Source organism: Caballeronia sp. LZ065, assembly GCF_031450975.1.
Lineage (GTDB): Bacteria > Pseudomonadota > Gammaproteobacteria > Burkholderiales > Burkholderiaceae > Caballeronia.
In genome coordinates, this window is record NZ_JARUXV010000003.1 from 1,326,336 (window position 1) to 1,350,178 (window position 23,843).

Genomic DNA, 23,843 nt, shown 5'->3' on the forward strand with positions numbered 1-23,843 from the left:
ATTGGCTAATTTTTGTCTATCTTCAGACAGTGCTTTTTACTGATTTTGGCCAGAATGGTTAGTTAGTCACGCGATCTGAAGATGCATGGTGCATGCGTATTCAATCCATACGATGAATACACATTCAAGCTCATGCGGGTGCATCGATCTCGATATCGAGCAGTGCGGCGCTCACTGACTTGCCGTGCGCATCGAGCGCAAGCGAACGCGTGACCCCGCCGCCGAGCGCCTGACTCAGCACGAAGTTGAAGGCATGAAGATTCGGCAGTTCATGGCGCACGACTTCGCCTTTGACGACGTCCGCGAGATGCGCCTTGACACGCTCCGGCGTCACTTGCTCGCGGACGTGCGCGTAGTGTTGCGGGTGGAAGCAGATCACCGAGACATTGAGCGTGTTGCCCTTGTCGCCAGTGCGGCCGTGGGCCAGTTCACGCAGTTTCATCGTTTGTCTCCACGAATTCGAAAGCCGGCTTCACGTGCTCGCATGGCAACAGCACCGACTGCACAGCGATGACTTCGCGCGTCGCCTTCGTCACTCCGCCGCCGCCCGCCGGGCCATTGGTATACAGCGTCTCGACCTCGTTGCCGATGCGCGCCGCTTCGCGCGCGTTCGCCGCGCGTCCTGTTACACGCACGCGGACTTCATACGGTTCTGCGTGACCGGCGGCCAGCGTCTCGCCATACAGCGCGTTCACGCCGATCACGTCGAAACGCAGTTCGGACGTCTCGACGCCCGTGAGCGCGAGCCGTTCCCGCACGATATCGAGTGCAAGCCGCGCGCGTGCCAGCGCGCCCGGGCCGCCATAGGAAATCTGTCCTTCACCGATGAAGCCGTCTACATACGCCACCGATACCTTGAGCGTCCCGGTGCGTTCATGACCGCGCCCGCCCGTCACGCGCACGCGGTCCGGCGCTTCCTGCGCGACGCGGACTTGCGTGAAATCGGCGACCACGTCCGGCTGGAGGTAACGCGCCGGATCGTGGATTTCGTAGAGCAGTTGTTCCTTGCAGGTCGCTTCGGTCACCGCGCCGCCCGCGTGCGGCACCTTCGTCACGACGACCGATCCGTCCGCGCTCACTTCGCCCATCGGAAAGCCCAGGCGTGAAAGCGCGCTTACGTCCTTGTACCCGGGATCGGCGAAATAGCCGCCCGTCACCTGGCCCGCGCATTCGAGCAGATGACCCACGACCGTCGCCTGGCCGAGCGCGTTCCAGTCGTCCATGCGCCAGCCGAATGCATGGATCAGCGGTGCGGCGAACAGCGACGGGTCGGCCACCCGCCCCGTCAGCACGATGTCCGCGCCCGCCGCCAGGGCATTGACGATCGGCGCCGCGCCCAGATACGCATTCGCCGAGACGATGCGCCCCGCATAAGCGCCGACCTCGTCGCCCGATTCCTCGAAGCGCAGCGGCGCGCTCAGCACGACGTCCAGCACGTCGTCGCCGGTCACGGCCGCGATCTTCAGCGACAAGCCCAGTTCGCGTGCGATCTCGGCGGTCCTGCGCGCGGCCGCGCGCGGATTGGCCGCGCCCATGTTCGAGATGATGCGCACGCCGTTCTTCGCCGCGATGGGCAGCACGGCGCGCATGCGGGCTTCGAGCAAGGGGTCGTAGCCGGACCCGGGATCGTGGCGGCGCGACTGTTGCGCCAGCGCGATGGTGCGCTCGGCGAGACACTCGAACACGAGATAGTCGAGCGCGCCGTGCTCCGCGAGTTCGACGGCCGGCTCGATGCGGTCGCCCGAATAGCCCGCGCCTGCGCCAATTCTGATGATGTCCTTCATGACTTCGTCCAGTCGGGGTTAAAGCGGAAACACGCCCAGCAGCACGCACGCAAGCGTCATGACGAGCGACGCGCCGAACAGCAGCGGGAAAGTGAACTTCTGATGGTCCGCGAGATCGATGCCGCACAGGCCGACGACAAGAAAGGTCGCGGGCGTGAGCGGGCTGACGGGAAAGCCGGTCGTCATCTGTCCGAGCAGCGCCGCCTGGCCGACGTGCACCGGCGCGACGCCCAGTTGCGACGCCACTTCGGCGATCACCGGCAGCACGCCGAAATAGAACGAGTCGGGATCGAACAACATGGAGAGCGGCATCGACAGCACGCCGAGCACGACGGGAATGTGCCCCGCCATCGCGGGCGGCACGAAGCCGACCGCTGCCTGCGCCATCGCCTTGAGCATGCCGCTGCCCTGCATGACGCCGGTGAACACGCCGGCCGCGAGCAGGATGCCCGCCATCATCAGCGCGGCGCGGGCGTGCGCGTCGATGCGCTTGCGCTGCATCTCGACGTTCGGGTAGTTCACCATCAGCGCGATGCACAGACCCACCATGAACATGATCGCGGGCGGAATCTTCTCGCCCATCACGACCATCGTGCCGAGCACGATCACCGTCAGCACGATGTTGAACCAGAAGTTCTTCGGACGGCGCAGCGCCTGTTCCTCGGGCGTCAGTTCGCGCTTCGGCAGCGGCACGGAACCGCTCGCGCCGGAATAGCCGAGGCGCTTTTCCTCGCGCCGTCCGAGCCACCACGCCATGCCGAACACGAACACGAGGCCCACGGCCTGCACCGGGATCAGCGGATTGAAAAGCGCGGAAATGGGCAGATGCAGCGAGGCGGACGCGCGGATCATCGGCCCGGTCCACGGCAGGAAGTTGATGCCCGCCGCCATCGAGACCGCCGCCGCCAGCACGCGCTTGTCCATCTTCAGGCGTTCGTAGAGCGGCAGCATCGCCGGGATCGTGACAAGAAAGCAGACTGCGCCGGAGCCGTCCAGATGGATCAGGAGCGCGAGCAGCGCCGTGCCCATCACGATGCGCGTCGGCTTCGTGCCGACCGCGCGCAGGATGCGGTCGATGATCGGATCGAGCGTGCCGGCGTCGGTGATCGTGCCGAAGTACAGGATCGCGAACACGAACATGCCCACGACCGGCGCGAGACTCTTCAGGCCGTCGATGACGAACTTGCTGGTCTGCAAGCCGAACCCGCCGAGCAGCGACGCCGCAATCGGCACGATGATCAGCGCGACGAGCGGCGACATGCGTTTTGAGAGGATCGCCCCGAGCAGGACGACGATGGTGGTCAGGCCGAGCAGCGGCAGCATGAACGTGTCTCCGAATCTTGTTTTTTGATGCCGTTCAGCGTAAGTTCGATGCAGCGATAACACAATTGAAATGATTTGATCGCAGCCATCACATCTCATAATGGATCTGAATCTTCGCGACATCCGGGCGCTGGTCGCGGTGGCCGACACCGGCAGCTTCACGCGCGCGGCGCAGCGGCTCAATCTGTCGCAACCGGCGCTGACCGTGCAGATCCGCCGGCTGGAAGAGGCGGTCGGCGCGCGGCTGTTCGACCGCAATAGCCGCAACGTCGCGCTGACGCCCACCGGACGCGAATTGCTGCCGCTGCTGCGCAAGTCGCTGAACGACATGGAAAACGTGCTGCGCGACGCCCGCGCGCTCGGCGAAGGCGGCAGCGGCACGATCCGCCTGGCGTGCCTGCCCACGTTCGCGGCGAGCATGCTGCCGGAACTGATCATCGGTATGAAGCGCGAGGTGCCGCGCGTGGCCTTCCAGATCCGCGATGTCGTGGCGAGCGCCGTCAACGCGCTCGTGCGCAGCGAGGAAGCGGATATCGGGCTGACGGGCGGCGAGGTCGCGGACCCGTTGCTGGAGGTGCTGCACGCGGGCGTCGACCGGCTCGTGGCGGTGTGTCCGCGCGGGCATGCGCTGGCGCGGAAGCGGCGCATCGGTCCGGAAGATCTCGCTCGCGAGCCGCTCGTGCTGACCGCGCCGGGCACCAGCGTGCGCGCGGTCGTCGATGCCGCGCTCGGCGCCACCGGTGAAACGCTGGAGATTGCGTGCGAGCCGACTTACATGATGACCGCCGTCGCAATGGTGCGCGGCGGCCTCGGCGTGACGATCCTGCCCGAGACGGCGCGCGAGGTGCGCGCGGAGCCGGGGCTCGTCGTGAAAGCCATCGATCACCCGGCCTTCGTGCGGCCGGTCGCGCTCATCCGGAAGAAAGGCAGGACCTTGCCGGCGGTGACGGAGCGCTTCGTCGAAAGACTGCGCGCGGCCATCGCGCGGTGATTTCTGGCCGTGCAGGCGCGGCAATCACCGCCGCGCCTGCCATGACAACGTTGCTCAGCTCGGCATCGTCGACATGTCGATCACGAAGCGATACTTCACATCGCTCTTGAGCATGCGCTCGTAGGCGTGATTGATTTCGTCCATGCGGATCATCTCGATGTCGGACGTGATGCCGTGCTGGCCGCAGAAGTCGAGCATCTCCTGCGTCTCCGCGATGCCGCCGATCAGCGATCCGGCCAGCGCGCGCCGCTTGAAGATCATGTTGAACACCGCCGGCGACGGATGCGGATGCTCCGGCACGCCCACCAGCGTCATGGTGCCGTTGCGCTTGAGCAGCACCATGAACGGATCCAGGTCGTGCGACGCGGCCACCGTATTCAGGATGAAGTCGAAGCTGTTGGCATGCGCGGCCATCTGGTCCGGATCCTTCGAGATGACGACTTCATGCGCGCCCAGGCGCTTCGCGTCCTCGATCTTGCCCGGCGACGTGGTGAACAGCACCACGTGCGCGCCCATCGCGGCGGCGATCTTGACGCCCATGTGTCCAAGGCCGCCCAGTCCGACGATGCCGACCTTCTGCCCTTTCTGCACGTTCCAGTGACGCAGCGGCGAGTAAGTCGTGATGCCTGCGCACAGCAACGGCGCGACGGCTGCGAGGTCGAGATTCTCCGGCACGCTCAGCACATAGGCTTCATCGACGACCATGCTCGTCGAATAGCCGCCGAAGGTCACGCCGCCGGACTGGCGGTCGGGCGAGTTGTAGGTCTGGATGAAGCTGTCCGGACCGTCGCAGAATTGTTCGAGACCTTCCTTGCAGGCGTCGCAGACCCGGCAGGAATCGACCATGCAGCCGACGCCCGCGAGTTGCCCCACCTTGAACTTCGACACGTCCGCACCGACCTCGACCACGCGGCCGACGATCTCGTGACCCGGCACGATCGGATAGTTCGACGCGCCCCATTCGTTTCTGGCCATGTGCAGGTCCGAGTGGCAGACGCCGCAGAACAGGATGTCGATGCGAACGTCGTTCGGTCCGACCTCGCGCCGTTGAATCTCGTGCGGGCCGAGCGCTTTGTCGGCTGCGGCGGCGGCAAAGGAATACGCTTTGTACATGGTCTGCTTCCCTCCGGTGTTTGAATCTTTTGCGAACGAACGAGCATCTTTCCACGACGGAAAAACGTGACCGTTGCAAGGTGACAGGTGGATGTTATGTGCGACAGCGAACGTTCGCCGTGATGCTGCATGCTTCTGGCGGACGCCGTGCGGATCGCGCCGATGTTTCGGCGGCCATCCGCAACGCCAGTACTGTATGCCTAAAGGTAAGTTTCTGCCGGGACGGTCTTGCACTCGCCGGGGCGCCGGAGAATCCGGCAATCGCGCCCCTCGGGTCCGATCCCTGCTAAGGCGGGACTGGCCGTTTCGAACGTTGCGGTTCAGAGTGGTTGGCAACGAGAGAAAGCGCGCCGGGCAACGACGAAACAACGCGACGAAGCCACGCACAGAGAGAGACCAAAAGATCATGAAAGCAAAGGCCATTACGGCGAGCATCGACATGCCGGGGGGCGCGGTGAGCGCCGAATTCCACATCGATACCGGGCGGCTCAGGATTTTCGAGCGCGGCCTGTTGCGCGTCGAACTGTTCCAGCCGCAATCGTGGTTCGCAGTGGCCTCGGTGGCGGGCAACAGCCGCTGGGGCACGCGGCCATGCGAAGCGGACCTGAAACTCGTGGTCGAGAGCTTCATCCTGCAGCGCTTCGGCATGACGGCTTACCGGCGCGAGACGCCGCGCGTGCGCGAAGCGCAAGTCTCAGCGTGAGCGCGAACGCCGCGTGCGCTGATAGAAGCTGTCCGGTTTGGTCTTCACCCACTCGACAAACCCGCGCACCGCTTCGTGCGCGAGCAGGGCCTCGACGGACGAATAGCGCTGCGCCAGTTCCTTCTCCGTGAAGAGCGCATGCAATTGCCGATGGCAGATGCGGTGCAGGACGGCTGTCTGCCTGCCGCCCTGCGACTTCGGCACCATATGATGCAAGTCGCGTTCGGCGGGCGGCACTAGCCGCCCACACAGCGCGCAGACTTCATCCGCTGGCGGGTGATACCACGGTTCAGGCGTGCGCCGGGCCATTGCGTGACTCGCTTCGATCGCTGTCCATGAATCGAGTCTACGCTTCGATGCCTGTTCCCGCGTCCGGCCGTTTTATTTTGCGCGCGCCCGTGGCACCATGAAGACGCTGTTCATTGCTCACTGTTCACCGTCCACGCAGTGCCTGAGCCGGGAGAAGCCATGGAAGTGACCATCAGCGAATTGACGGGCATGCTCGCAGAACTCGAACGGGAAGATCCGGTCGACTACGGCGATCTTCCCTTTGCAGAACCCGAACTGCGCAGCCTCGTGATGACCGCGCTCGTGGACAAGCATCGGAAGCTCCAGGCCAGCGGACTCAATCCCGGCGACGTCAATCTCACCTACATGCTCACCACGGCGCTGCTCGTGCTGGAGAATCTCGTGCTGCACACGCGGCTGTTGCTGCTTCAGGGACAGCGCATCGACGTGAATGCGCTATTGCGCAAGTATTCGGGCGGCTGACGACGGCTCAGCAGGTCGAGGGCGAGGGCGCGGCGCTGGTCGCGCCCGTCAGCAGCACCTCGATAAGCTCGCGCACGCTGCGAATCGCCGCACCGAACGGCAGCCGTTCCTTGCCGCGAAAGAACAGCCCGTTGCCCACGTCGCCGCGCAGCGCCGCAGCCAGACGCGTATCGATGCAGAAGTGCCCGAACTTCTCGATGCCATCGCGCAAGCCGCACGCGCTCAGGCAGTCGAGCGCCGTCGGACAGGCCTGCGGACGCGCGCCGATCTTCGTCCGGATGCGTTCTTCGTTGCGCAGATAGCGCATGAGCCAGGGCGTCTTCACGGCCCGCGCGGGCAGCCCGGTCACACTCACGAATTCGACGATATCCTCCGGCCGCGCCTCCGCCAGCACGCGCTTGAACGCCGGATGCGCGTCGCCTTCCTCGGTGACCGCGAACGGCGTGCCGAGCTGCACACCATTCGCGCCCGCGTCGAGCCATGTGCGCACGGCCTCATGTCCATCGATGCCGCCCGCGACGATCACCGGCACCGCCGCGCGCGCCAGCCCAAGCGTGGCGAACGACGCATCCAGTTCCGCCAGCACGCGCTCGAAGCCGAAGCGTTCGTCGTGCATGTCGTCGATGCCAGCCACGCCGAGATGTCCGCCCGCGTGCGCCGGATGCTCGATCACGACGGCATCGGGCAAGCGGCCCTTCTTCATCCACTTCCGGAGCACGAGCGTGACGCCACGGCTATCGGAGAGTATGGGAATCAGCGCGATGTCATGACCTTGCGTGAGATCGGGCAGATCGAGCGGCAGACCCGCGCCCATCACGATGGCGTCCGCGCCGTGCTCGCAAGCGGTGCGTACATAGTCGGCATGCGCGCTGACGGCCTTCATCACGTTCACGGCAAGCATGCCCCGCCCTGCCGACAACACGCGCGCCGCTTCGATCTCACGGCCCAGTGCGATCAAATTGGCACGTTCCAGCGTGGCACGCGACGGGTCTGCGCGGCACATCGCGAGCAGGTCTTCATGATGATGACGCAAGTCGATGCTCGCGATGGTGCCCATGGCGCCCTCGCGCGCCACGCTGCCCGCGAGCCGATGCGCCGAGATGCCGACGCCCATGCCGCCCTGCACGACCGGCAGCAGGCTGCGGCCGCGTATCACGAGCGGGGCGAAAGAATGGACGTGAGGGGTCGAGGCGGAGTCGGGATGCAGGTTCATGATGAGGCGATGGCGGCAGGATGCTGCTGATCGTAGCCGCGCGGTCTTCGTCGCGACAAGCCGACGTCGGACACATCTCTTGACGTTCATCAGAGGCACGGCGCTTCGCCCGATTATTTTTATTACACCTGCGCGCATCGAAGCGCGTTGTAGACTCGCCGCTGTTTCGCAAAACGTTCCGAAGATCCGCGACACCCTGTCGCATCCCATTGATCTGAAACAAAATTTCAACCATTCGCGTCATCACGGGAGACCGTCGGTGGCATGATCCTGACGCGGCGCAATGCCGTTCAACGGCGTTCCTCCAACGCCTCGATCATCGAAACAAGCGAATGCAATGAATGACACTACTCAACGTTCCGCTGTACCCGCGCTGACGGCGTTGATGCTCGCCGCCGGCCTCTCGGGATGCAAGCTGGAAGTCCTCGATTCCAAGGGTGTGATTGGCGTGGCCGAGTCCTCGCTGATCGCCACCGCGACCTACGCGATGCTGCTCGTCGTGATCCCGGTGATCCTGCTCACGCTGTTCGTCGCGTGGCGCTATCGCGCGTCGAACACGAAGGCCACGTATGCGCCCAAGTGGGCTCACTCCACGGCCATCGAAGTGGTCGTGTGGGCCATTCCCACGATCATCATCCTGTATCTCGGCATCCTGACCTGGAAGACCACGCACGAGCTCGACCCGTACAAGCCGCTGGACTCGCACATCAAGCCGATCAACGTCGAAGTGATCGCGCTCGACTGGAAATGGCTCTTCATCTATCCGGACCTGGGCGTGGCTTCGGTGAACCAGCTGGCGTTTCCGGTGGGCACGCGGTGAACTTCCGCATCACGTCGGATTCGGTGATGAACTCGTTCTTCATCCCGCAACTGGGCAGCCAGATCTACGCGATGGCCGGCATGCAGACACGTCTGCATCTGCAAGCCGATCACGCCGGCGACTACGCGGGCATCTCGGCCAACTATAGCGGCGCAGGCTTCTCCGACATGAAGTTCCGCGCGCTCGCCCTGTCTCCCGCTGACTTCGACGCATGGCTGAACAAGGTCAAGACCGCGCCCGAGACGCTCAGCATGGACGTCTATGCGGGCGTCGCGCGTCCGAGCGAGAAAGTGGCGGTGCGTTACTTCTCCACCGTCGATCCGCGGCTCTTCAAAAACATCGTCGCCAAGTACAACGACGGCCGTTTCGACGTGAACGGCAACTACTGCGTAACCAAGGGGTAAGCCATGTTCGGCAAATTAACGCTCGAGGCGGTCCCGTACCACGAGCCCATCATCATGGGGGCGACCGTCTTCATGGCGATCGCGGCGCTCGGCACGGCCGGCCTCATCACGCGGCTCGGCAAGTGGGGCTGGCTGTGGCGCGAGTATCTGACTTCGGTGGATCACAAGCGCATCGGCGTCATGTATCTGGTGGTGGCCGGGCTGATGCTCGTGCGCGGCTTCGCGGACGCCGTCATGATGCGCATCCAGCAGGCCATCGCGCTCGATTCGCCGGGCTACCTGCCGCCGCATCACTACGACCAGATCTTCACCGCGCACGGCACCATCATGATCTTCTTCATGGCCATGGCGCTGCTGGTCGCGTTCTTCAACCTGATCGTGCCCTTGCAGATCGGCGCCCGCGACGTGGCCTTTCCGTTCATCAACTCGCTGTCGTTCTGGATGACGGCCGTCGCGGCCATCCTCATCAACCTGTCGCTGTTCGTCGGCGAGTTCTCGGCCACCGGCTGGCTCGCGTATCCGCCGTTGTCGGAGACGCAGTTCAGTCCGGGCGTCGGCGTGGATTACTACATCTGGTCGCTGCAGCTGTCGGGCGTCGGCACGCTGCTGACCGCCGTGAACTTCTTCGTGACCATCGTGAAGATGCGCGCGCCCGGCCTGACGTGGATGAAGCTGCCCGTCTTCACGTGGACCGCGTTCTGCTCGAACGTGCTCATCATGGCGACGTTCCCGATCCTGACCGTCGCGCTCGCGCTGCTCGGACTCGACCGCTATGCCGGTATGCACTTCTTCACTAACGACGGCGGCGGCAACCCGATGGTCTACCTGAACCTGATCTGGGCCTGGGGGCATCCCGAGGTCTACATCCTGGTTCTGCCGGCGTTCGGCATCTATTCGGAAGTGGTCGCGACGTTCTCGAAGAAGCCGCTATTCGGCTATCGCATGATGGTGTACGCCACCTGCTGCATCATGGTGCTGTCGTTCCTCGTGTGGCTGCATCACTTCTTCACGATGGGCTCCGGCGCGAACGTCAATGCCTTCTTTGGCATCATGACGATGATCATCTCCATCCCCACCGGCGTGAAGATCTTTAACTGGATCTTCACGATGTACCGCGGCCGCGTGCAGATGACCTCGCAGATCATGTGGACCATCGGCTTCATCGTGACCTTCACGCTGGGCGGCATGACGGGCGTGATGCTCGCGATTCCCGGCGCGGACTTCGTGCTGCACAACAGCCTGTTCCTGATCGCGCATTTCCATAACGCGATCATCGGCGGCGTGGTGTTCGGCTACTTCGCGGGCGTGTCGTACTGGTGGCCGAAGGTTTTCGGCTTCAAGCTCGACGAGAATCTCGGCAAGAAGGCGTTCTGGTGCTGGTTCGTGGGCTTCTTCGTGGCCTTCGTGCCCATCTATGTTCTCGGCTTCATGGGCGCGACGCGCCGTCTGAATCACTACGACAATCCCGCGTGGCAGCCTTACTTCACGGTGGCGGCAATCGGCGTCGGCATCATTGCGCTGGGCGTGGTGTTCCAGGTCGCGCAGATCGTCGTCAGTGTCTTGCGCCGCAATCAGCCCGCCTATCGCGACGTCACCGGCGACCCGTGGGATGGCCGCACGCTCGAATGGACCATGAGCTCGCCGCCGCCCGTGTACAACTTCGCGCGCCTTCCTGCGGTGCGCGCGCTGGACGACTTCGCCGACGCGAAGGAAAGTGGCCGCGTCGATGTCCGTCCGTACGGCGACATTCACATGCCGTCGAACACGAGCGCGGGTCTGTTCATCGGCCTGTTCTCGCTGATGTTCGGCTTCGCGGCCGTCTGGCAGATCGTCTGGATGGCGGCGGCGGGCCTCGTAGGCGTGGTGGCGATGGTGATCGGCTACAGCTTCCGCGACAACGCCGGCTTCATCATTCCGGCGGCCACGGTCAGGTCGATCGAAGAACCGAACGCTCCGCGACCGCCGGTCAAGGCCGGCGCGGAACGGGAACTGGAAATGGAGGTGCTGTAAATGTCGCAATCGACCCTGTCCGCGCATGCCGCGCATGACCACGGGCATGAACATCAGTCGCACTCGGTGTTCGGCTTCTGGGCTTACCTGATGACCGATTGCGTGCTGTTCGCGTCGCTCTTTGCCACCTTCGCGATGTTTGCGATGCAGACCGTGGGCGGGCCTACCGGCAAGGACCTGCTCAATCTCAACGACGTGGCGCTCGAAACCGGCCTGCTTCTGACGAGCAGCCTGACCTTCGGTTTCGCGATGATCGCCGCGACGCGCCAGCGCATCGGCGCGGTGCTCGGCTGGCTGTTCGTCACGTTCGCGCTGGGCGCGGGCTTTTTGTGGCTGGAGCTGAACGAGTTCGCGCACCTCGTCGCGGAAGGCGCGGGACCGCAGCGCAGCGCATTCTGGTCGGCGTTCTTTACGCTGGTCGGCACGCATGGTCTGCACGTGACCATCGGCTTGCTCTGGCTGGTCGTGCTCGTGGTCCAGATGACGGGCAAGCGCAAGCTGAGCGAACGCGACCTGCGCCGCCTCGCCTGTTTGAGCCTCTTCTGGCACTTCCTGGACATCGTCTGGATCTGCGTGTTTTCTTTCGTCTATCTCGGGAGCATCGTCTGATGGCTCAATCGCACGGCAATTCAAGCGATTTCCCGCACGTCACTGCACGCGGGTATCTGATTGGCTTCGCGCTGGCGGTCATGCTGACCGTGGCGTCGTTCTGGGCCGCGACGTCGGGCGCGTTCAGCGGTGAGAAGGCGATCGTCATGCTGGCGGCGCTGGCCGCCGTTCAGGTGATCGTGCACGTGGTGTTTTTCCTGCACGTCAATGCGTCGAAGGGGCAACGCTGGCACGCGATGTCGTTTGCCTACACCATTCTGATGTCGCTGATTCTGATCGTCGGCACGGTGTGGGTGTTGCATAACGTGCATGCGTTGATGATGGCGCGCTGAGGTTATGGCATCTGCCATCTGGCGACAACTGACATTGCCAATTCCGCTGTACCGACCTAGGTGGCATGATGCTGACAGCCCACAAGATCGTGGCGATGTTCATCCCGACGACAAGCTGGTGCGGGACGCGGCCGATTCGGGGCGAACCGGCAGCTGGCAACTACGCGGGCATCCAGTTCGTTAGAGGTGGTGGCATGACAAGGAAGAAGCAAGTGCCGACAGGAAAGCCTCCAGCCTTACCGGCTGGCTATGTCGGCATTCACAGCGGTATTGTGGAGTTGCTGGATGCTGCGCGTCAGGCAGCGGCGCGCAGCGTCAATGCGCTGATGACGGCCAGCTATTGGGAGATTGGCCGCCGGATTGTCGAAGCCGAGCAGAAAGGCAAGCGGCGGGCCGGTTACGGCGACCAGTTGATGGAGCGGCTGTCAGCCGATTTGACCGCCAGGTTTGGGCGCGGGTTCAGCCCCGACAACCTTGAGAACATGCGGCGCTTCTTTCTCAGTTACCCTTTGGCTGCAATTTCCGAGACAGTGTCTCGGAAATCTGGAGAAGGACTGCCCGCAAAGAAATCCGAGACAGCGTCTCGGAAATTTGACCTCTCCCAACTGGCTCAAGTCTTCACGCTGCCGTGGTCGGCTTACGTTCGGCTGCTTTCGGTCAAGACTGACCATGCCCGGCAGTTCTACGAGGCCGAGGCGCTGCGCGGTGGCTGGAGCGTGCGCCAGCTCGATCGGCAGATCGGCAGCCAGTTCTATGAACGCACGGCCTTGTCCAAGGACAAGGCGTCGATGCTGGTCAAAGGGGCCGCGGCCAAGCCTGAAGATACCGTTACGCCGGATGACGCGATCAAGGATCCTTATGTGCTGGAGTTCCTCGATCTCAAGGATGAGTATTCAGAATCAGATCTCGAAGCGGCTTTGATCCGGCGACTGGAAGACTTCCTGCTGGAACTGGGCGAGGGATTCACTTTCGTCGGGCGGCAGCGCCGGTTGCGCATCGATCAGACCTGGTATCGCGTAGATCTACTGTTTTTTCATCGCAAGCTGCGCTGCCTCGTCATCATAGACTTGAAGCTGGGCAGCCTGACCCATGCCGACGTCGGACAGATGCACATGTACTGCAACTATGCCAGGGAACATTGGGCCTACCCGGACGAGAATCCGCCAGTGGGCCTGATCCTGTGCGCCGACAAGGGTCATGCCCTGGCACGCTATGCACTTGATGGCTTGCCGACCAAGGTGATGGCGGCCAACTATCGGACGGTGTTGCCGGACGCCGAGTTGCTGCAAATAGAGCTGGAGAACACACGGCGTCTGCTCGAATCTCGCGGAACGTTGTGCCTCAAGAACGAAAAGGCATAGGCGAGCTCGGGCATTCCACTTCAGGGCTTGCGAGTTGCGCCCCCGCAGGCTCTGCCATCGCGCTGTTCGCTACTTGCCGACATCGGTCCTCTCTTGCGACCTAGCCAATTCACAAACTGCTCCGCAACTCCGCGATAAACGCCCCGATCACCTCCTCATTGCGCGACACGATGATGAACTGGCCCACATGCCTCGCCACGAGCAACCCGGCCTCGATCATCGCGGCGACATGCGCTGAAATGGTCGATTGCGACAGACCGCTGCGCGCCTGAATCGACTTGATCGGCAGGCCGCTGCCGAACGCGCCTTCCGGTTCCTTCAGCCACGTCAGAATCTCGCGCCGCACCGGACTGGCGAGCGCCTTGTGGATCAGATCCGCGTTCATCATGTCCTTGGCTCCGCGTCAGAACATGTCGCTGGGAGAGGCATCTGCGGCCCCCTCCGAACGCGCATCCGGATCCGAACGCGACGAAATGAACGGCCCCGTGATCATGGTTTCATAGGTCTGCCCTGGACCGACCATCGGAAACACATCGGCGTTCTCGTCGATCATCACTTCGAGGAACGCGGGACCGTCGAAGGCCACGAATGCCCTGAGCCTTTCTTCCAGCTTATCCTCCCGCTCGACGCGGCACGCAAACCCGAAGCCATCCGCCTGCGCCGCCAGCACGAAGTCCTTGCGATGCAGCGCCTTGTCGCTCACGGACATGCGGCCGTCGTAGAACAGACGTTGCCATTGACGGATCATGCCGTCGCCGCGATTGTTGAGCAGCAGCACCTTCACCGGCACGCCATAGGTAGTCGCCGTTTCCAGTTCGCCCATGTTCATGCGGATGCTGCCGTCGCCATCGATATCGATCACGAGCGCGTCCGGCCGTGCAAACTGGGCGCCGATCGCCGCGGGCAGGCCGAAGCCCATCGTCCCCATGCTGCCCGAGGTGAGGAAACTGCGCGGCGCGACGAAATCGAAAAACTGAGCCGCCCACATCTGATGCTGGCCGACACCCGTGCTGATGATCGCGCGCCCGCCGGTGATCTCGCCCAGCATTTCGATGACACGCTGCGGCTGCAGCGCCGGATTGCGCCGGTCGTAGTTCATGCCGTGATCGCGCCGCAGCGCGTCCACATGCGCGGCCCAGCCGGACGCCGGACGCGCGGCCGGACCGTCCGACATGAGCGCCAGCAACGCATCCTTCGCGTCGCCGACGTGACTCCATTCCACGCGCCTGACCTTGTTGATCTCGGCTTCGTCGATATCGATATGCGCGACCGCGTGCGCCTTCGACGCGAATGCTTCCGGCCGCCCGCCCGCGACACGGTCATCGAAGCGCGCACCCACGGCGATCAGGAAATCGCAGTCCTCGACCGCATAGTTGGCGCACGCCGCACCGTGCATGCCGAGCATGCCGAGGTTCAGCTCATGGCGCGCGGGCAGGCTGCCAAGCCCCATCAGCGTGGTGACGACGGGAATCCGGTAACGTTCGGCGAACTGGCGCAGTTCAGCACTCGCACCCGACGCGATGATGCCGCCGCCCGCATACAGCAACGGCCGCTGGCTGCGCGCGAGAAGCGCGAAGAACGCGGCGCGCTTTTCGTCGTCGAACCGGGCGCCCTTCGCGACGAGCCGAAGACGATCCGAATAGCCGCGATAGTGCAAGGTGCCGTGTCCGCGCCAGGCGCCCTTCCAGTTCTGAATGTCCTTCGGCACGTCGATCACGACCGGTCCGGGCCTGCCCGTGCGGGCAATCTCGAAGGCCGTCCGCAAGGTTTCTTCCAGCTTCGCCGGATCCGTGACGAGAAAGACCTGCTTCGCGCACGCCGACATGATGTTGGACACCGGCGCTTCCTGAAAGGCGTCGGTACCGATGGCCGCGCGCGGCACCTGTCCGCAGATCAGCACGACGGGCACGGAGTCGCCATTGCAATCGGCGATCGGCGTGACGGCGTTGGTCGCGCCCGGTCCGGACGTCACCATGAACACGCCCACCTTGCCGCTGGCCCGCGCATAGCCCGCGGCCATGAAACCGGCGGCCTGTTCGTTCGCGGGCACGACGAGCTTGATCTGCCGTGCAGGATGGTCCGCATGCGTTTCGTTGAAGCGAAACACGGCGTCATAGGTCGGGAGGATGGCGCCGCCACTATAGCCGAACAAGGTATCGACACCTTCCTCGGCGAGCACGCGCAGGATGATGTCGGCGCCTGATATGAGTTCGGCGTCGCCTTGCACGGGCTCGATCGGGCGTTTCACTGCTGGATTACGAATCATGTCAGTCTCACTTCTTGAATGCGCGGTTCAGCGCATCCGCTTGTCTTGCCACGTGCGTGGCGTGATGCCCCGGCGCGGTCGATGCCGATGCGTCCGGCCCGACATACGACAGATCCGCGCCTGAAGGCAGAAGCGCGCGCAGCTGCGGCTCGGCATAACTCCATGCACCCTGATTGCGCGCTTCTTCCTGACACCAGATCACGCGCTTGATGTTCGGATAGCGGGCAAGCTGCGCGGCAATCTGCGAGGCCGGAAACGGATACAACTGTTCGACGCGTATCACGCGTGCGTCGTCCATGCCGTGCTTGCGGCGATAGTCGACCAAGTCGTAGTAGAACTTCCCCGACGTCACGATGACGCGCTCGACCTGTGCGTCATGCGCGGCATCGGCGTGGGCGTCGGGCAGCACTTCATGAAACGCGCCTTGCGACAGTTCCTCCAGCGTGCTGACAGCTTCCGCATGCCTGAGCAGCGACTTGGGCGTCATCACGACCAGCGGCCTGCCGTCGAACGCAAGCACCTGCATGCGCAGCAGATGGAACAACTGCGCCGGGGTCGTCGGCTGAACCACGCGCATATTGTCCTGAGCGCTCAGCTGCAGATAGCGTTCGAGACGCGCCGACGCGTGCTCCGGCCCGGCGCCTTCCTGCCCATGCGGCAGGAACAGCGTCAGGCGGCTGCGTTGCCCCCACTTCGCCGCAGCCGCCGCGATGAACTGATCGATCACCACCTGCGCGCCATTCGCGAAATCGCCGAACTGCGCTTCCCAGATCACGAGCGCATCGCGCTTGACGGTCGAGTAACCGTACTCGAACGCAAGCACGGCCGCCTCGGACAGAATGCTGTTGGTCACCGTGAAGCGGCCTTGAACGTCGTGCACGTGATCGAGCGGAATGAACACGCCATCGCTGCGTTGCGTGCGCTTCTGGTTGTGCAGCACCGCGTGCCGGTGATTGAACGTACCGCGCCCGCTGTCCTGTCCGCTCAGTCGCACGTCGATCCCCTTTCCAAGCAGCGACGCGAAGGCAAGATGCTCCCCCATGCCCCAGTCGATGCGCTTCTTGCCGCTCGCCATGTCGCGCCGCGCGGTCATCATCTTGTTGACGAGCGGATGAAGCTCGTAGCCCTCGGGCACGCTGGCGATGCGCCGCGCCCAGACGCTCAATTGCTCGTGAGACGGTGCTTCGTAGCGGCCGGTCTGGCTCGCGCCCGTTTCAGCTTCAATGGGAAGCGGATCGCCGCCACGCGCGCCATCGAATGAAACACGCTGCGCATCGGCGTAGGCATCGATTTGCTCGGGCGTCGCCACGCGCTGCCGGATCAGCGACTGCGCATAGAGCGTCCGGACGCCCGGATGCGCGGCGATCGCGCGATACATCAGTGGCTGCGTGATGGCGGGCGTGTCCTGCTCCTGATGACCGTGCTTGCGGAAGCACACCAGATCGATCACGACACTGCGCCTGAACTGCGTCCGATAGTCGAGCGCGAGATGCACGGCCATGGCCACCGCTTCGGGATCGTCGCCGTTGACGTGAAGCACCGGCGCTTCGATCATCTTGACGATATCCGTCGCGTAGAACGACGAACGCGTATCGCGCGGGTCGGACGTCGTGAAGCCAATCTGATTGTTGACCACGACATGCACCGTGCCGCCCGTGCCGTGGCCGCGCGTGTAGGACAGGCTCAAGGTTTCCATCACCACGCCTTGTCCCGACATCGCCGCGTCGCCGTGAATTTCCACCGGCAGCACGCTGCCGGCGTGGCTCGGGCCGAGCGCGTCGGCCTTGGCGCGCGCCATGCCCTGCACGACCGGATTGACGATCTCCAGATGCGACGGATTGAACGCGAGCACGACCTCGACCGGACCTTGCGCGGTTTGCGTCACGGTGCTGAAGCCCTTGTGATACTTCACGTCGCCTTCGGGGAGCGGGTCGGCGTGCTTGCCGTCGAATTCATCGAACAAGGCGTGCAAGGGCTTGCCTGCAATGTTCACCAGCACGTTCAGCCGTCCGCGATGCGCCATGCCCATGATGACCGAGCGCACGTCTTTCGCGGCGCCGTAGCGCACGAGTTCATCGAGCAACACGATCAGCGATTCGCCGCCTTCGAGCGAGAAGCGCTTCTGCCCGACGAACTGCGTGTGCAGATACTTTTCGAGTCCTTCCGCCGCCGTGAGGCGTTCCAGAAAGCGGCGTTTCTCCTCGCTCGAAAACGAGGGCGCGGCGCGCGACGATTCGAGCCGCATCTGCCACCAGCGTCGCTCGTCGGCATCGGAGAGATGCATGAACTCCGCGCCCAGCGTGCCCGTATAGGTTTGCTCGAGCGCCGCAACGATCTCGGTGAGGGTTGCGTCTTCGTCGAAGAAGTACGTGTCCGCCGTGCTGAAGCGCGTGGCCCTATCGGCCGCCGTGAGACCGTAGTAAGCAGGCGTGAGCTCCGGCAGCACGCGCTGCGGTTCCCACCGCAGCGGGTCGAGATTCGCGCGCCGCGTCCCGATGGTCCGGAACGCGGTGACGAGCGATTGCACCGCCACTTGCTTCCGCGCGAGCGCAAGCGCGCTGTCGGGGTGAGCGGCAACCGGGTGCGGATGCCGCGCGAGTTCGACGAAACCGGAGACGACCGGCGTGTGCGGTTCGTCGTCGCGGTCGCTGCCGTCGACGGCGGGCGTTTCGCGCAGTGCGTCGAAATAGCCGCGCCATTCGTCGGTCACCGAGGCCGGCTCGGCAAGATAGCGTTCATATTGTTCCTCCACATAGGGCGCGTTGGCGCCGAACAGGAACGAGTTCTGGCGTTGTTCGATCAACATGATGAATGTCCTTCTTGTCTCAAACGGCCCGGTGCTTTCGCGCTACCGCACGCCGTGGTTCTTCGGAGACAGACCTGTCTACCTCATGCAACCAAGTCTAGTCAGCGGCGTCACGGAGGGGACGCGTATCTGGCGTCGCGGCGGGCCAATCGACGTCGAATTCGGGCCATGCCAAGCGGAAAGCAGTGCGGGGAGGCATGAAACGCGCTTGTTACACAGACGCAAAAGTTATTTACCGGGCAAGGTGTCACTCGCGCGCGAGGGCTGGGATAGAGTGGGGCAATCGGTCTCAGTCGATCGCTTTCCATCAAGAAGGTCACGGCATGAAAGTCGCCCTAGTTCTGTTCGACGGTGTCCAGGCACTCGACGTTGCCGGTCCGCTCGACGTATTCGCGGAAGCCAACACGCATCTGCCCCTGGATCAGCGCTATGAAGTCTCGCTGGTCGGACGCGAGGCAGGGCTCGTCACCTGTTCGAATGGCATGCAGCTTGTCGTGCCGGTCGGCTATCTCGACTCGGACGTGCAATACGACCTGTTGCTCGTGGCGGGCGGCCCGCAGTTGCCCGACTGGAACCCGCCGGCCGAGTTCCTTGCGTGGCTCCGCAGGCAGGCGCTTGGCGCGGCCCGCTTTGGCGCGGTGTGTAACGGTGCTTTCGTGCTCGGCCACGCCGGCCTGCTCGATGGCAAGCAGGTCACGACGCATTGGGCCGACGCCGGGCGCCTCGCCAAGACCTTTCCGCAAGCGCGCGTGCAGCCGGACAAGATCTTCATGCGCGACGACCGGCTGTTCACATCGGCGGGCGTGTCAGCGGGCATCGACCTGTGTCTCGCGCTGGTTGCCGAAGACTGGGGCCACGAACACGCAATGCGCGTAGCCAGACGCCTCGTCGTCTACATCCAGCGCGAAGGCGGACAGTCGCAATACAGCCCGTATCTCGCCGAGGTCACGGAGGAAGCGCCGATCATCGCCCGGGTGCATCGCTATGTGACCGAACATATCGCCGATGCGCTCTCCATCGAGCAACTGGCCAACGCGGTGTCGGTGAGCCGCCGGACCTTTTCCCGCGTGTTCGCCCGGTACGCGCAGGTCACGCCGTCAGCATTCGTTGAACAGGTGCGCGTCGATACCGCGAGAAAGCGCCTCGAATCCAGCGACGCGCCGCTCAAGACCATCGCGTTCGAATGCGGCTTTCATAGCGCGACGCACATGCGCACCACCTTTGCACGACGCCTGAACGTCACGCCGAAGCAGTATCGTGCGCGCTTCCGGGATGCGCCAATGGCTCAGCATGTCACGTCCCGATCCGATGTGATCGATTCCGTCTCGTTGACCGAGCTGGAAGAACTGGCGGAGGCCGCATAAGCGTGCCAACGATCCAGTCGCTTCCGGACATTCTCGAACCCGGTCTGAATGTCGTGTTCTGCGGCATCAATCCTGGGCTGCTCGCCGCATCGACGGGACACCACTTCGCGGGCCGAGGCAATCGCTTCTGGCAAACGGTTCATCTCGCGGGCTTCACGCCCGAGTTGCTGCGCCCCGAAGACGGGCGCGCCATCCTTCAATACGGGTGTGGACTGACTACCGCTGTCGCGCGCCCGACCGCGCGTGCGGACGGTTTGTCGCGCGATGAGATCGCGGGCGCGGCGGCATCGTTCGAACTGAAAATGCGCGGCCTGTCTCCACGCACCATCGCGTTTCTCGGCAAGATGGCGCTGTCGGCCATGACGGGTCAGCGGGAAATCGCCTGGGGACCGCAACAGCGCGGCATAGGTGCCTCACGCGTCTGGGTGCTGCCCAATCCCAGCGGCCTGAACCGCGCCTTCAGCCTCGACGCACTCGTCCGCGCCTATCGCGAGTTGCGTCTCGCCGTTGCATAGCCGAGACAGGTTCAGCGTCGCGCGGCCATCGTCCTGGCAACGCATTGCAAATGCGCGTTGCCGCGCAACGCATCGGTCACGAATTCGAGGAACGCGCGAATCTTGCCGCTCCCGCCGCGACGCTCCACATGCAGCAGACTCACCGGCACCGGATCGGGTTCGAAGGCCGACAGAATCGGCGTGAGCGCGTGGTCCAGCACTTCCGGCGTCGCCTGATAGGAAAGAAGCTGCGTGATGCCCACGCCGTCGCTAGCTGCGGCGATGGCGGCGGGCGCGAGATCGACGATCATGCGCGGCTGGAGACGCACGGCCAGGCGCGTGCCGCGCTCGGCGAACACCCATTCCAGCGGCTGCGTCACGCCCGTATAGGACACGCAGTCGTGCTGCGTCAGTTCACGCGGATGCAGCGGTTCTCCGCGCGTCTTCAGATAAGCCGGCGACGCATACGTCCTGCGCCTCACGAAGCCGAGCGGCACGGCGAACGTCGTCGAGTCGCCGAGATGACCGATGCGAATCGCGACATCGACGCCTTCTTCCAGCAACCGCGTCGTGCGATCGACATACACCGCATGGATGGTGATGTCCGGATAGCGCTTCGCGAAGGCATTGATCAAGGGCGCCACGAAGCGCTGGCCAAACAGCACCGGCGCCGACACCGTCAGCGTGCCGACCGGCTTGACATGCCACGCGCCAAGGCGCGCCTCCGCATCCGCGACGGCATCGAGCACGTGGCGGCAGGCCTCGAGGTAATCGATACCCGCATCGGTGGGACGCACCGAGCGTGTCGTGCGCGCGAGCAGTTGCGCGCCAGTGCGCGCCTCGAGTGAATTCAGCGCCCTCGATACGGCGGCCGTCGACAACCCGAGCCGCTCCGACGCACTGGTGAAGCCACCGCTATCCACGATGGCGACAAAGACTTCCATCTCACGCAACCTGTCCATTCCCTTTCCCACACCGCGACCATCCGCTTCGAGATTCTAGGCGGCGATGGAAGACGCGTAACCGCTCTTGCAGCGCGTTGGCCCGATTCGAGCACGGATTGGCCCACAAGAAGCACAGCACGCGCGTGAATGTTCGACCCCGTTCGCGATGGCCCGAGCGGCACATTCATTGTCCCGATTCCGGCACAGCCCGGACTTCAGCCACGCAGCTTGCTCACCGACAATTCATCCAGCCCGAAGCCATTCGGCAACGAACCAAGGAAGCGCCTGTCATGTTCTCTGCAATGCTGGAAGTCAATCCCTATCGCGATCAGTTCGACGCCTATCTCGGCATGGCCAACATGCTGCGCCCCGAGCTGCAAAAGATCGACGGTTTCGTCGACAACGTGCGCTACGCGAGCCTCACGCGCGACGGTTGGCTGCTGTCCCTGTCGAGCTGGCGCGATGAAAAGTCGCTGGTGCGCTGGCGCACGACGAGCCGCCATCACAAGATTCAGGAAGCGGCGCGCGACCGCGTATTCGAAGACTATCGGCTGCGCATTGGGCAGACCGTCGCGGACACGCAGATTCCCGCGGGACACGTTCTGCTCGAACAGCGTCTGGACGTGACCGAGGTCGGCGCGGGCAAGGCCGTAACGCTGCACGATGCAAGCCGCAAGCCGGACTGGATCAAGGAAGCCGGACCGCAAGCGGTCGCGGCATCGCTGGGTCTCGAACTCGCGGCGCCCGGTCTCGTGACTTGGGACGTGTTCGACGCGCTGCTTTCGCCGGGCGATGTCATCGCCGTGGCGACATGGCGCGATCAGACCGACGCCGATGCCTACGCACGTGAAGCCGCGCTCCCGAGCGACGTGCGCTCGCGCCAGATTCGCGTGATTCGTGAATACGGCATGTTCGATCGTCGCGAAGCGCCACAGTATTTTGAAGAAGCGCGTCGAAAGGCATGAGCACGGCAGAGCTTTCCATCCCCACGGCGCAGGCGCGTGCGCAGGACCGCGCCGCGCTCTCGCCCCGTCTCGCCACGGGCCTGGCCGGCATGCTGCTCGCGTCCTTGCTGGCGATCCTGAACGAACAGGTCACGGCCATCGCCATGACCGACGTTCAGGGTGCGCTGTCCATCGGTCACGACGACGGCACATGGCTCACGACGCTCTTCGAAGCAGCCAACGTCGCCACCATGGTGTTCGCGCCCTGGCTCGGCATGACCTTCACGCTCAAGCGCTTCACGATCGGCGCGGTGCTGGCGACGATGTTCTTCGGCGTGCTGTGTCCGTTCGCGCCGAACCTCGCTGCGTTGTACGGGTTGCGCGTGTTGCAGGGGATCGCGGGCGGCTGTCTGCCGCCGATGCTCATCATCGTCGCGCTGCGTTATCTCCCGCCGAAGGTCAAGCTGTACGGCCTCGCCGGCTATGCGATGACGGCGACCTTCGGTCCGGCACTGGGCACGCCGCTCGCCGCGCTATGGACCGAGTATGTCAGCTGGAAAATGGCGTTCTGGCAGATCGTCCCGCTGGGCGCGTTCGCGTGCGGGGCGATCCAGTACGGCCTTCCCGCCGATGCGCTGAAGCTCGACCGGCTGCGCGCCTTCAACTGGACCGGGTTCCTCACGGGCGGCCCCGCCATTGCGATGCTCGTGACGGCTCTGCTGCAAGGCGAGCGGCTGGACTGGTTCGAATCGGATTTGGTCTGCGCGATGTTCGTCGGCGGCGGTACGCTGCTTGCCGTGTTTCTCGTGAACGAGTGGTTTCATCCGCTTCCGTTCTTCAAGCTTCAGCTTCTGTCGCGCCGAAACTTCGCGCACGGTCTCACGACGCTCGCCGGTGCGGTGATCCTGCTGGTCGGCGTCGCCGCGATACCGGGGCAGCATCTTGCGCGTATCCACGGTTATCGCCCGCTGCAAAGCGCGCCGCTCTCCTTGCTGGTGGCGTTGCCGCTGCTCGTCGCGTTGCCGTTGACAGCGGCGCTGCTGAACCTGAAGCGGGTCGATTCCCGTTGGGTCATGGCGACGGGTCTCACGCTGATGATCGCGACCTGTCTGATGGGCAGCTCGATGACATCCGAATGGATCCGCGACAACTTCTATCTGCTGCAAGCCTTGCAGATCGCCGCGCAGCCCATGCTGATCCTCGCCATCCTGATGGGCGTCACCACCGGCCTGCCGCCGACGGAAGGTCCGTTCGCCTCGGCGATGTTCAACTCGCTCAAGACCTTCTCCGCCGCCGTGGCGACCGCGCTCATCGAAGGCGTCGGCACGGCGCGCGAACACTATCACTCGAATGTGCTGGTGGATCAGATCGGCAATCGTCCGCAGGTCGCGAACCCGAGCCTCGATTCCGCCGCCGGCCTGGCCGAACTCGCGCACCGCGTGCATGAGCAGGCGCTGGTGCTGATGTCCGCTGATCTCTATCGCGTCATGGCCTGCATTGCCATTGCGTTGCTTCTACTCGTTCCGGTGTTACCCGTGCGCATCTATCCGCCGTGGAGCACGACACCGCCCTCTTCACACTAAGGGACGCC

At 64.0% G+C, this 23,843-nt stretch carries 22 protein-coding genes and 1 pseudogene; 13 read left to right on the forward strand and 10 right to left on the reverse strand.

From position 1 onward, the window contains the following. Positions 1-130: 130 nt before the first annotated feature. Genes QCE63_RS26055 through QCE63_RS26065 form a run of 3 tightly spaced genes read right to left on the reverse strand, consistent with a single transcriptional unit; the run spans position 131 to position 3,107 of the window. Positions 131-442, reverse strand: coding sequence for a hypothetical protein (locus QCE63_RS26055; protein WP_309837096.1), 312 nt, complete (start codon positions 440-442; stop codon positions 131-133). Next, positions 429-1,784, reverse strand: coding sequence for an acyclic terpene utilization AtuA family protein (locus tag QCE63_RS26060; protein ID WP_309837098.1), 1,356 nt, complete (start codon positions 1,782-1,784; stop codon positions 429-431). The genes QCE63_RS26055 and QCE63_RS26060 overlap by 14 nt, the downstream gene beginning before the upstream one ends. An 18-nt stretch (positions 1,785-1,802) precedes the next feature. Further along, the gene (locus tag QCE63_RS26065; RefSeq protein WP_309837099.1) at positions 1,803-3,107 is read right to left on the reverse strand and encodes a citrate:proton symporter; all 1,305 of its coding nucleotides are present in this window, start codon (positions 3,105-3,107) and stop codon (positions 1,803-1,805) included. A 100-nt stretch (positions 3,108-3,207) separates the two neighbouring features. Between QCE63_RS26065 and QCE63_RS26070 the strand changes: the two genes are divergently transcribed. Further along, entirely contained in the window at positions 3,208-4,098 is an 891-nt protein-coding gene (locus QCE63_RS26070) for a LysR family transcriptional regulator (protein ID WP_309837100.1), read from the forward strand. A gap of 54 nt (positions 4,099-4,152) precedes the next feature. On the opposite strand, the gene QCE63_RS26075 is transcribed toward QCE63_RS26070, so the two are convergent. After that, entirely contained in the window at positions 4,153-5,211 is a 1,059-nt protein-coding gene (locus tag QCE63_RS26075; protein WP_309837101.1) for an NAD(P)-dependent alcohol dehydrogenase, read from the reverse strand. A 406-nt stretch (positions 5,212-5,617) separates the two neighbouring features. Between QCE63_RS26075 and QCE63_RS26080 the strand changes: the two genes are divergently transcribed. Further along, a complete protein-coding gene (locus tag QCE63_RS26080; protein WP_309837103.1) occupies positions 5,618-5,914 on the forward strand; it encodes a hypothetical protein in 297 nt (98 codons plus the stop codon). Here the strand turns inward: QCE63_RS26080 and QCE63_RS26085 are convergent. Further along, positions 5,906-6,223, reverse strand: a complete 318-nt coding sequence (locus QCE63_RS26085) for an HNH endonuclease (protein ID WP_309837104.1) — start codon at positions 6,221-6,223, stop codon at positions 5,906-5,908. The two genes, QCE63_RS26080 and QCE63_RS26085, sit on opposite strands and share 9 nt — an antisense overlap. Positions 6,224-6,382: 159 nt before the next feature. Here QCE63_RS26085 and QCE63_RS26090 point away from each other — a divergent pair, with 159 nt between their 5' ends. Continuing rightward, a complete protein-coding gene (locus tag QCE63_RS26090; protein WP_309837105.1) occupies positions 6,383-6,685 on the forward strand; it encodes a hypothetical protein in 303 nt (100 codons plus the stop codon). Between the two features lie 7 nt (positions 6,686-6,692). Here QCE63_RS26090 and QCE63_RS26095 read toward each other — a convergent pair whose 3' ends face one another. Continuing rightward, positions 6,693-7,898, reverse strand: a complete 1,206-nt coding sequence (locus QCE63_RS26095; RefSeq protein WP_309837107.1) for a nitronate monooxygenase family protein — start codon at positions 7,896-7,898, stop codon at positions 6,693-6,695. Between the two features lie 79 nt (positions 7,899-7,977). Between QCE63_RS26095 and QCE63_RS26100 the strand changes: the two genes are divergently transcribed. The 6 genes and pseudogenes from QCE63_RS26100 to QCE63_RS26125 all read left to right on the forward strand — a co-directional run bounded on the left by QCE63_RS26100 (position 7,978) and on the right by QCE63_RS26125 (position 13,434). Beyond that, the gene (locus tag QCE63_RS26100; RefSeq protein ID WP_309837109.1) at positions 7,978-8,166 is read left to right on the forward strand and encodes a hypothetical protein; all 189 of its coding nucleotides are present in this window, start codon (positions 7,978-7,980) and stop codon (positions 8,164-8,166) included. Between the two features lie 69 nt (positions 8,167-8,235). Further along, positions 8,236-9,122: pseudogene (gene cyoA / locus QCE63_RS26105) on the forward strand (ubiquinol oxidase subunit II). A gap of 3 nt (positions 9,123-9,125) precedes the next feature. Then, on the forward strand, positions 9,126-11,132 hold the full coding sequence (gene cyoB, locus QCE63_RS26110) for a cytochrome o ubiquinol oxidase subunit I (protein WP_309837111.1): 2,007 nt from the start codon (positions 9,126-9,128) through the stop codon (positions 11,130-11,132). Then, positions 11,133-11,741 carry a cytochrome o ubiquinol oxidase subunit III gene (gene cyoC, locus QCE63_RS26115; RefSeq protein WP_309837113.1) on the forward strand — a complete coding sequence of 203 codons (609 nt, stop codon included), beginning with the start codon at positions 11,133-11,135 and terminating at the stop codon, positions 11,739-11,741. Beyond that, positions 11,741-12,073, forward strand: coding sequence for a cytochrome o ubiquinol oxidase subunit IV (gene cyoD / locus QCE63_RS26120; protein WP_309837115.1), 333 nt, complete (start codon positions 11,741-11,743; stop codon positions 12,071-12,073). Before cyoC ends, cyoD begins: the two co-directional genes overlap by 1 nt. Before the next feature lie 194 nt (positions 12,074-12,267). Beyond that, complete coding sequence (locus QCE63_RS26125; protein ID WP_309837352.1) at positions 12,268-13,434, forward strand: PDDEXK nuclease domain-containing protein; 1,167 nt, start codon at positions 12,268-12,270, stop codon at positions 13,432-13,434. A 109-nt stretch (positions 13,435-13,543) separates the two neighbouring features. Here the strand turns inward: QCE63_RS26125 and QCE63_RS26130 are convergent, their stop codons facing one another. Genes QCE63_RS26130 through QCE63_RS26140 form a run of 3 tightly spaced genes read right to left on the reverse strand, consistent with a single transcriptional unit; the run spans position 13,544 to position 18,506 of the window. Then, entirely contained in the window at positions 13,544-13,822 is a 279-nt protein-coding gene (locus QCE63_RS26130) for a winged helix-turn-helix transcriptional regulator (RefSeq protein ID WP_309837116.1), read from the reverse strand. 15 nt (positions 13,823-13,837) lie between these two features. Next, a complete protein-coding gene (gene ilvB / locus QCE63_RS26135) occupies positions 13,838-15,700 on the reverse strand; it encodes a biosynthetic-type acetolactate synthase large subunit (protein WP_309837118.1) in 1,863 nt (620 codons plus the stop codon). Between the two features lie 7 nt (positions 15,701-15,707). Beyond that, on the reverse strand, positions 15,708-18,506 hold the full coding sequence (locus QCE63_RS26140; protein ID WP_309837121.1) for a 2-oxoglutarate dehydrogenase E1 component: 2,799 nt from the start codon (positions 18,504-18,506) through the stop codon (positions 15,708-15,710). A gap of 323 nt (positions 18,507-18,829) precedes the next feature. Here QCE63_RS26140 and QCE63_RS26145 point away from each other — a divergent pair, with 323 nt between their 5' ends. Both QCE63_RS26145 and mug read left to right on the forward strand, forming a co-directional pair. Continuing rightward, a complete protein-coding gene (locus QCE63_RS26145) occupies positions 18,830-19,870 on the forward strand; it encodes a GlxA family transcriptional regulator (RefSeq protein ID WP_309837123.1) in 1,041 nt (346 codons plus the stop codon). Between the two features lie 2 nt (positions 19,871-19,872). Beyond that, entirely contained in the window at positions 19,873-20,385 is a 513-nt protein-coding gene (gene mug, locus QCE63_RS26150; protein ID WP_404990180.1) for a G/U mismatch-specific DNA glycosylase, read from the forward strand. Positions 20,386-20,396: 11 nt separating this feature from the next. Here mug and QCE63_RS26155 read toward each other — a convergent pair whose 3' ends face one another. Beyond that, positions 20,397-21,326, reverse strand: coding sequence for a LysR family transcriptional regulator (locus QCE63_RS26155; RefSeq protein WP_309837124.1), 930 nt, complete (start codon positions 21,324-21,326; stop codon positions 20,397-20,399). 272 nt (positions 21,327-21,598) lie between these two features. Between QCE63_RS26155 and QCE63_RS26160 the strand changes: the two genes are divergently transcribed. Together QCE63_RS26160 and QCE63_RS26165 are read left to right on the forward strand one after the other, a co-directional pair. Further along, positions 21,599-22,273 (forward strand): antibiotic biosynthesis monooxygenase, encoded by a 675-nt coding sequence (locus tag QCE63_RS26160; protein WP_309837125.1) that lies wholly within the window; start codon positions 21,599-21,601, stop codon positions 22,271-22,273. Next, positions 22,270-23,835 carry an MFS transporter gene (locus QCE63_RS26165; RefSeq protein ID WP_309837126.1) on the forward strand — a complete coding sequence of 522 codons (1,566 nt, stop codon included), beginning with the start codon at positions 22,270-22,272 and terminating at the stop codon, positions 23,833-23,835. Before QCE63_RS26160 ends, QCE63_RS26165 begins: the two co-directional genes overlap by 4 nt. The last annotated feature ends 8 nt before the right edge of the window (positions 23,836-23,843 follow it).